Origin of the sequence: Streptomyces sp. MK37H, assembly GCF_018035285.1 — a bacterium.
In the GTDB taxonomy this organism is placed as follows: domain Bacteria; phylum Actinomycetota; class Actinomycetes; order Streptomycetales; family Streptomycetaceae; genus Streptomyces; species Streptomyces endocoffeicus.
Genome location: NZ_JAAAYH010000403.1, coordinates 1 through 8,347 on the forward strand (window position 1 = coordinate 1; position 8,347 = coordinate 8,347).

The window sequence follows — 8,347 nt, forward strand, 5'->3', positions numbered from 1 at the left end:
TCGCCCTCGCGCGAGCGTCAGGCGAGGCCGGGGACGCCCGGCAGGCGCGCGGTGCGGAGGGCGTGGGCCAGGTCGTGGTGGGTACTGGAGGAGACCTCGGCTGCCGCGTCGAGCAGCAGGGGCACCAGCGTGGCGGGGTCCTCGGCCGCCGCTCGCGCCGCTTCCTCCGGCGTACGGGCCCGTACGAGCGCCTCCAGCAGGAACGCGGCCCTGCTCGGGGCGCCCGCCGCGAGGAGCGCCTTCGCGGTGTGGGCCACCTCGGGGACGGGGCGCGAGACGCTCTGCCGCAACAACCCCTCGCCGTCGGCCTCGCGGTCCGCCGCGAACAGCGCCTCGGCGGCCGCGGCGAGCTGTGCGGGCGGCAGACACGCCGTCTCCCACAGCAGCGTGGACACATCGACCCCGAGTCCCGCGCGCTCCAGCTCCTCCGCGAGCACCGGCAGCCGCGCGGCGGGCCAGACGGCGGCCTCGTACAGCACGACATGGGCCTCGCCGGAGCGGCCCTCCGCCCGGAGCCGGCCCAGCCGCGCGACCGCCTCCTGGGCGGCACGCCGCGCCGCCGCGCGCTCCGCCGCCTCGCGGGCAAGCCGTCGCCCGTCGTCCGCCGCCCTGTCCCGCTTACGACGCTTGCCACCGTCCTCACCCTCATACGCCCCGGCGAACCGCGCCCCACGCGGGGACGAACGGCCTTCGGCCCCGCTCTCCGCCGAGGGAGGCACGGGCGAGACCAGCGTCGGCGCCACTGCGGCGCCGTCATCCCCGGCCCCGGCAAACCGCGCCCCGCGCGGCCGCGGAGCCGCGTCCGCTTCCTCCACCCCCGCGAACCGCGCTCCGCGAGGTCGCGACCTGGCGGGGACAGGAGCTTGCTGGGCGTTAACGGGGCCGGGGGACGCCGCCGAGGGCTGCGCGGGCTCGTCGCCCCCGGCGACTGCCGGCTCACTGCCGGGCCCTGCCGATGCCGACTCGCGCGCGGCGTGCTCAAGTGACGCGGCGCCGGGGCCAGCGGCCGCCTCCGCGGTGCCGCCGCCCTCCCACACGGCGTGTCCGAGTGACGCGACGCCGGGGCCGGCGGCCGCCTCCGCGCCGCCGCCCTCCCGCGCGACGTGCCCGAGCGCCGCGGCGCCGGGGCCGGTGGCCGCCTCCGCGGTGCCGCCGCCCTCCTCTTCGTACGCCACCGCGGACCCCGCCATCCCCCGCGGATGCACTTCCCGGCCGGCCCCGCCCGTCGCGGGCGCGGGCGCACCCGCGAGCGGGCTCGGTGGCGTGGGCCCCGCCGCCGTGGCCTGCGCAGAACGGGACACACCCGGAAGCGCGGCCAGGCGGGCGTGGAGTTCTTCCGCGCGGGCGGTGGCGCGCTGGTAGTCGTCGTGGGCCCAGGCCAGCTCCGCGGCGAGGCGGTGCCGGGCGGCCGGGTCCTCGGCGGTGGACATGGCCGACCGGAGATCGGCCGAGCGTTGGGCGGCGCTCCGGCGTTGGCGGAGCATGCCGTCCAGGCGGCCCCGGAGGGCCTCGCGGCGGCCGGGCCCGGCGTCGTGGGCCGCGACCGAGGCGCGGTAGAGGGTCGCCGCGCGGGACGCCGCCTCCTGGGCGGCACCGGGGCCGTGCTGGGCGGAGAGGTCCTGCAGCAGGGACTGGACGAGGTCCCACGGCGGCACCTCGAGGCCGTCGAGACAGGCCCGCAGCCCGTCCGGGTCGCGCAGGGCGAAGACCCCGTACCAGCCCGCCCCCGCGTCCAGCCGTCTCGTCAGCGCCCGCAGATACGTCGCGAACTCCTCGACCTCGGCCGGGAGTTGCCCGCTCGCCATGGCCACCCCTCCCCCTCGGACGATGGACGATGCACAACCCGAGGCCACGCATTGGACACCCTGCGTGTTACGGGCCCGGTTACGGCTGTGCTACGGGCGCTTTTCCTGCTCCGCACACGACAGGCAAACTTGCAAGTTTGCCTGTCGATTTCCTATGCTCCAGCCATGGCCCCGCATGATGAAACGCACCTCGCCGCCGATCTCGCCGGCGTCGTCACCCAGCTGATGCGCCGTATGCGGGCGGCCTCCTCGCAGGGGGCGCTCACCCCCTCCCAGCGTGCCGTGCTCAGCCGGCTCTACAACGAAGGGCCGACCACCACCGCCGCGCTGGCCCGCGCCGAGCTGGTCCGGCCGCAGTCGATGCGTATGATCCTGGCGGCGCTGGAGGAGCAGGAGCTGGTGGAGCGGGCCCCGCATCCGACCGACGGGCGGCAGGTGGTCTTCTCGAGCACCGAACGGGGGCGGCAGGGGATCACCTCCGTACGGCAGGCCAAGCAGAGCTGGCTGATGGACGCGATCGACACCCGCCTCGACGCCGATGAGCGCCGCACCCTCGCCGAGGCCACCGACCTCCTGAAGCGGCTGGTCCAGGAATGACCGGCACCGCGGGGAAGCCCGCCATACCGGCGGCCGGGACGGCGAGCGGGAGCCACGCCCCCGCCGACCCCTTCGGCCCCCGGCTGATGGCCCCGCTGCTCATCGGCTCGGTCCTCAACCCCGTCAACTCCACGATGATCGCCACCGGCCTGGTGGCGATCGGGCATGAATTCGGGGTCGGGGCCGCCCAGACGGCCTGGCTGGTGGCCTCCCTCTACCTCGCCAGCGCCGTGGTGCAGCCCGCGATGGGGCGGCTCGCGGATCTGCTCGGTCCGCGCCGGGTCTTCCTCTCCGGGCTGCTCGTGGTGTGCGCCGCCGGGCTGGTGGGCGCGCTAGCGCCCGCGTTCGGCTGGCTGATCGCCTCGCGGGTGCTGCTCGGCATCGGTACGTCCGCGGCGTACCCGGCGGCGATGGCGCTGCTGCGCGCCCAGTCCTTCGCCACCGGACGGGAGACACCGCGTCCCGTGCTCGGCCGGCTCTCGCTCGCCTCGCTCGGCAGCGCGGCGGTCGGTCCGGTGCTGGGCGGGGTGCTCACCGCGACGGCCGGATGGCGGGCGATCTTCGCGGTCAATGTGCCGCTGGCCCTCCTCGGCATCACGCTCGCACTGCTCTGGCTCCCCAGGACCCGTGTGGCCAGCAGGGAGGACGGTGCGGCGGGCTCCGGGGCCCGCACGGCGGGCGCGGCGTTCGATCCGCTCGGGATCACGCTGTTCACCGCCGCCCTCACCACCCTCATGATCTTCCTGATGGACCTGGCGCGGCCCAACTGGGCGCTGCTGCCCGTCGTCCTGGTGCTCGCCGGCGTCCTGACCTGGTGGCAGCTGCGCCGCCCCCGCCCCTTCATCGATCTGCGGATGATCGGCCGCAACCGCTCCCTCGCCCTCACCTACCTCCGCCATGGCACGGCGTACCTGGTCATCTACATGGTCATGTACGGATACGCACAGTGGCTGGAGGAGGGGCACGGCTACTCCGCCTCCCGCGCCGGTCTGGTCATGCTGCCCATGTCGGGCGCGGCCGCCGTGTGCTCACTGCTCGGCGCCCGTACGAAGGGCATCTACGCACCGCTCGTCCTCGCGGCCGTCCTGCTCGCCGCCGGGAGCGGGGTGCTGCTGCTCGCCGACGAGTCCACCCCGCTGGTCGCGCTGCTGCTGGCCGCGGTCCTCTTCGGGCTGCCGCAGGGGCTGTCCTCGACCGGCAACCAGGCCGCCGTCTACACCCAGGCCCCGCCGACGAGCGTCGGCGCGGCGGCCGGGCTCCAGCGCACCTCGCAGTACCTGGGCGCGATCACCGCCGCCGGGCTCATCGGGCTCTTCTACGGGCAGCGGGCGACCGCCGCCGGGCTGCACGGCATCGCCATGGTGGCGGGTGCGCTCAGCCTCGCGGTGCTGGTGCTGACCGCCACCGACCGGGCCCTGCGCGGCCGCGCCCGTACCCGCACCTGACCACCTTCCATTCCCTCATACGCACCGCAGACCCCCCAGGAGGCACCGTGCCCGCCACCACGCTCGACCCGAACACCGCCCTGGTCCTCGTCGACCTCCAGAAGGGCATCACCGGACTGCCCACCGTCCATCCCACCGCAGAGGTCGTCGAGCGCGGCGCCCGGCTGGCCGCCGCCTTCCGCAAGCGCGGGCTGCCCGTCGTCCTGGTCCGGGTGGTGGCCGGGGCTCCGGGCCGCACCGAGGCGCAGCGGGGCGGGGGCGGCGGGGAGTTCCCGGCCGACTTCGCCGACCTCGCGCCGGAACTCGGCCGCGAGGACGGCGACATCGTGGTCACCAAGCACACCTGGGGCGCCTTCCACGGCACCGACCTCGACCTCCAGCTGCGCCGCCGCGGGGTGACCCAGGTGGTGCTCGGCGGCATCGCCACCAGCATCGGGGTGGAGTCCACGGCCCGTGCGGCGTACGCGCACGGGTATCACGTGACCCTCGCGACCGACGCCATGACCGACATGGACGCCGAGGCGCACCGCAACAGCGTCGAGAAGATCTTCCCCCGGCTCGGGGAGACGGACTCCACGGACGCGATCATCGGCCTGCTGGGCTGATGGACGGCCGACCGACGGCTGATGGACGGCTGACCGACGGCTGACGGACGGCTGACGGACAGGAGTACGGCGGGCTCCGGAACCGGAGCCCGCCGTACCTGGTCAGCGGTCAGCGCTTCGGACTCACCACCATCGCCGAGCCGCCGCCCCGCCGTTCCGTCTCGGCCGCCGCCAGCCACCGTCCGCCGGACAGGCGCTGCACCCCGGTGGCCGCCCCGATCTCGGGGTTCTGCTTGAAGGAGTGGCCGAGCGCCTCGAGCTTGGCGCGCTCCGGGCCGTTCCACAGCCCCGGTTCCAGCTCCGTCTGGGCCGCGTTGCGCTGGCTGGCGCGCGGTGCGGCGATCGCGTCGACGAGCGGCATGCCCCGGTCGAGATGGTTCAGCAGGGTCTGCAGCACGGTGGTGATGATGGTCGCCCCGCCCGGGGAGCCCAGCGCCAGCACCGGCTTGTGGCCGTCCAGCACGATCGTCGGCGACATGGACGAGCGCGGCCGCTTCCCCGGGCCCGGCAGGTTCGGGTCGTGGACGGCGGGGTCGGCGGGCGCGAAGGAGAAGTCGGTCAGCTCGTTGTTGAGCAGGAAGCCACGGCCGGGGACGGTGATCCCGCTGCCGCCGGTCTGCTCGATGGTGAGGGTGTAGGCCACGACGTTGCCCCACTTGTCGGCGACCGTGAGATGCGTGGTGTTCTCGCCCTCGTACGTGGTCGGGGCGGCGTGGCCCCGGGTGTCGCAGGAGCCGGGCCCGGACGGGTTGTTCGGGTCACCGGGCGGTACGGGGCTCTTCAGCACCGCGTCGTCCTTGATCAGGCAGGCCCGGGAGTCGGCGAACCGCTGCGAGGTGAGCCCCTCGGTGGGGACGTCCTCGGCGGCGGGGTCGCCGACCCAGCGGCCCCGGTCGGCGAAGGCTATCCGGCTGGCCTCGATATAGCGGTGCAGATAGTCGACGTCGCTGAGCTTGGAGAGGTCGGTCTTCTCCAGAATGTTGAGCGCCTCGGCGACGCTCGTGCCGCCGGAGGACGAGGGCGCCATGCCGTACACGTCCAGACCGCGGTAGTCGGTCCGGGTCGGGGCCTGCCGCTTCGTTCCGTAGGACCGCAGGTCCTCGGCGGTCAGATCGCCCGCGCGCACGACGCGCTGCGCCTTCGGGTCGACAGGCGGCTTGCGCACGGTGTCGACGATGTCGCGGCCCAGTTCGCCCTTGTAGATGGCGCCGGCGCCCTTCTTGGCCAGCAGCGCGTACGTACGGGCGAGGTCGGGGTTACGGAAGGTCGAACCGACCGCCGGGGGCTCGCCACCGGGCAGGAAGAGCTTGGCGGTGGCCGGGAAGTCCTTGAAGCGGGCCTGGTTGTCGGCGGTCTGCTGACGGAACGTGGAGTCGACGGTGAACCCGTCGCGGGCCAGCCGCTCGGCGGGCCTCAGCACCTGCCCCAGCGATCGGGTGCCCCAGTCCTTCAGGGCGTCGTTCCAGGTGGCGGGGGTGCCGGGGGTGCCGACGCTCAGCCCGCTGGTGACGGCGTCGGCGAACGGCAGCGGTTTGCCGTTTTTGTCGAGGAAGAGCTTCTGGTCCGCGCTGCGGGGTGCGGTCTCGCGGCCGTCGAGGGTGTAGACCTTGTGCCGCTTGGCGTTGTAGTAGACGAAGTATCCGCCGCCGCCGACACCCGCCGAGTACGGCTCGGTGACCCCGAGCGCGGCGGCGGTCGCCACCGCCGCGTCCACCGCGTTGCCCCCGTGCCGCAGGACGTCGATCCCGGCCGCCGAGGCGTCGGGGTCCACGCTGGAGACCGCGCCGCCGTAGCCGACGGCCACGGGCGTCTTGGCCGGAGCGCCCTTGTCGGCGCTCTCGTGCCCGGCGGCACCGGCCGGGACGACGCCCAGCACGGCGACCATTCCGGCCGCGGCCGCGAGCGCGGGCAACCGGCGCCGGACGGCCGCCCCGGCGGATGCGGCGGTGGTGGACCTGATTGACGATGCGGCTGGTCGTGCGGCGTGCCCCATCCGTGACCTCCAAGCGAAACGACAGGGGCCGGAGCCTACCCGCGAGCCACGCACCCCCAACAGGGGTGGATCGGTCCCCCCCTTTTTTAAGGGCTCGGTTCGCCTCCGGGGCGCTCCAGCCTCCCCCAGCTACCGCTGGGAGGTGCCCCCTGTCGACGGTCGACCGGGCTCGGTCGCTCGTACCTCGCTCCCTGCGCGCGCTCTCCCTTTCGACAGCGACGCGCCCCTTCGGCTCACTCGCCGACCGAGTACCCCAATACCTGATGGCAACCTTCGCGACCTCTGAGCGCTCGAACATCGACCCGGTCGGCCGCTACGATGCGCGGCCATGACAGACACCCTGCAGGACCTGATCGCCTCCGCGGCCGCCCTGATCGTGGGCCTGGCCGCCGGCTGGGCCGTGCACTCCGGGTTCGCGCGCCGCAAGCGCGCCCGCGAGCAGCGCTTCTTCGGTCTGCCGGACGGTTCGGAGTGTGTGATGGTCACCCATCGGGATAGCACCTCGGCCCACTGGAGCATTCCCCGCCATGACGCGCTGGCGCTGCTGGGGCTGGCGTCGGTCGTGGAGAACTGCGGGGCGCACGCCGAGGTCGCCCCGCATGACACGGGGCTGCAGGGCTTCGGGGCGCGCACCGAGTTCTGCGTCGGCGATCCGACCGCGCACCGCAGGCTCGCCGCCCATATGGCCAATCTACTGCCGGGCGTCACTGTGCACGCGGGGGACGACTCCGGCACGGACCGGGGGATGTTCACCATCGCCGGTACCCACTACCGCCCGGATCCGGGCGCGGTCGAGCATGTGCTACTGGCCCGGCTGACGGCGGGCGACGACAGCCGGCCGGTCTTCCTGGCCGCGGGGCAGCGGCCGGTCACCCATCGCGCCGCCGTCCGCCACCTCGTCCGCAACCGCGCCCGGCTGGCCCGGAAGTACGGCGCGCAGGGCTCCTTCTGCCTGCTGCTGAAGGTGGTCAACTCCCAGGCGTACGGCCCGGACCTGGTGGAGGTGGTCGCGGATGTGACCAAGCCCGCCACCACCTCGGTCGGCCCCCGCGCCGCCGCGAAGGCGGCCGCGAAGGACGACTGAGGCAGCCAAGGACGACTTGAGGCAGCCAAGGACGGCCGAGGCGGTCAAGGACGGCCGAGTCAGCCGCGGACCCGGCCGAACAGCCGCGCCCCGCCCATCAGGCACAGCGCCGCCAGGGCCAGGGTGACGGCCGCCCCGACGGCGACCGTGGTGTTGGCGTAGTGCCCCAGGAACACCTGGCGCACCGCGTCGACCGTGTAGCGGAACGGCACGGCGCGCGAGGCGCCCGCGAGCCATCCGGGGGCCAGGGTCATCGGCAGCAGCAGCCCGGAGAGCAGCATCAGCGGCATGCCCGCCGTATTGGCGATGGCGGCGAACTCCGGGGGCGTACGGACGTTCATGGCCAGCCCGTAGGAGAGCGCGGACAGGGCCGCCGCGAGCACGGCCACGAACAGCAGCCCGAGCAGTACGCCGAGAAGCGGCGCGCGCAGCCCGAAGGCCAGACCGAGCAGTACCAGCAGCACCGACTGGGCCACCAGCTGGACGACATCGCGCAGGGTGCGGCCCAGCAGCAGGGCCAGCGGGCTGACCGGGGTGACCCGCATCCGGTCCAGAACGCCGAGGTTGCGGTCCATCAGCAGGCCGAGCCCGACGTACGAACCGCCGAGCAGGGCGAGCTGGACGAGCACACCGGGGACCAGCGTCTGCCAGGACGATCCGCTGACGCCCATGTCGAGTTCGGTCAGCAGCGGGCCGAAGAGGGCGAGGAAGAGCAGCGGCTGCAGCATTCCGAAGAAGAGATTGGTCTTCGAGCGAAGCGTTGAGCGCAGACAGCGGCCGAAGACGATGCCGGTGTGGGCGAGAAGAGTCATAAGAGG

At 74.0% G+C, this 8,347-nt stretch carries 7 protein-coding genes; 4 read left to right on the forward strand and 3 right to left on the reverse strand.

Going from position 1 to position 8,347, the window contains the following annotated elements; all coding sequences use genetic code 11:
• Nucleotides 1–17: 17 nt before the first annotated feature.
• Nucleotides 18–1,805 (reverse strand): hypothetical protein, encoded by a 1,788-nt coding sequence (locus GWI24_RS35845; RefSeq protein WP_210950214.1) that lies wholly within the window; start codon nt 1,803–1,805, stop codon nt 18–20.
• A 165-nt stretch (nt 1,806–1,970) separates the two neighbouring features.
• Here GWI24_RS35845 and GWI24_RS35850 point away from each other — a divergent pair, with 165 nt between their 5' ends.
• The 3 genes from GWI24_RS35850 to GWI24_RS35860 are packed head-to-tail and all read left to right on the forward strand — an operon-like array spanning nt 1,971 to nt 4,452.
• Nucleotides 1,971–2,402, forward strand: a complete 432-nt coding sequence (locus tag GWI24_RS35850; RefSeq protein ID WP_210950215.1) for a MarR family winged helix-turn-helix transcriptional regulator — start codon at nt 1,971–1,973, stop codon at nt 2,400–2,402.
• On the forward strand, nt 2,399–3,847 hold the full coding sequence (locus GWI24_RS35855; protein WP_210950216.1) for an MFS transporter: 1,449 nt from the start codon (nt 2,399–2,401) through the stop codon (nt 3,845–3,847). The genes GWI24_RS35850 and GWI24_RS35855 overlap by 4 nt, the downstream gene beginning before the upstream one ends.
• Nucleotides 3,848–3,894: 47 nt before the next feature.
• Nucleotides 3,895–4,452, forward strand: a complete 558-nt coding sequence (locus tag GWI24_RS35860) for an isochorismatase family protein (protein WP_210950217.1) — start codon at nt 3,895–3,897, stop codon at nt 4,450–4,452.
• Between the two features lie 109 nt (nt 4,453–4,561).
• Here the strand turns inward: GWI24_RS35860 and ggt are convergent, their stop codons facing one another.
• A complete protein-coding gene (ggt, locus tag GWI24_RS35865; protein WP_210950219.1) occupies nt 4,562–6,337 on the reverse strand; it encodes a gamma-glutamyltransferase in 1,776 nt (591 codons plus the stop codon).
• Between the two features lie 436 nt (nt 6,338–6,773).
• On the opposite strand from ggt, the gene GWI24_RS35870 reads away from it, so the two are divergent.
• Entirely contained in the window at nt 6,774–7,529 is a 756-nt protein-coding gene (locus tag GWI24_RS35870) for a hypothetical protein (protein WP_210950218.1), read from the forward strand.
• A 59-nt stretch (nt 7,530–7,588) separates the two neighbouring features.
• On the opposite strand, the gene GWI24_RS35875 is transcribed toward GWI24_RS35870, so the two are convergent.
• Nucleotides 7,589–8,341: an ABC transporter permease gene (locus GWI24_RS35875; RefSeq protein ID WP_210950220.1), complete on the reverse strand. Its 753-nt coding sequence runs from the start codon at nt 8,339–8,341 to the stop codon at nt 7,589–7,591.
• Nucleotides 8,342–8,347: the final 6 nt, after the last annotated feature.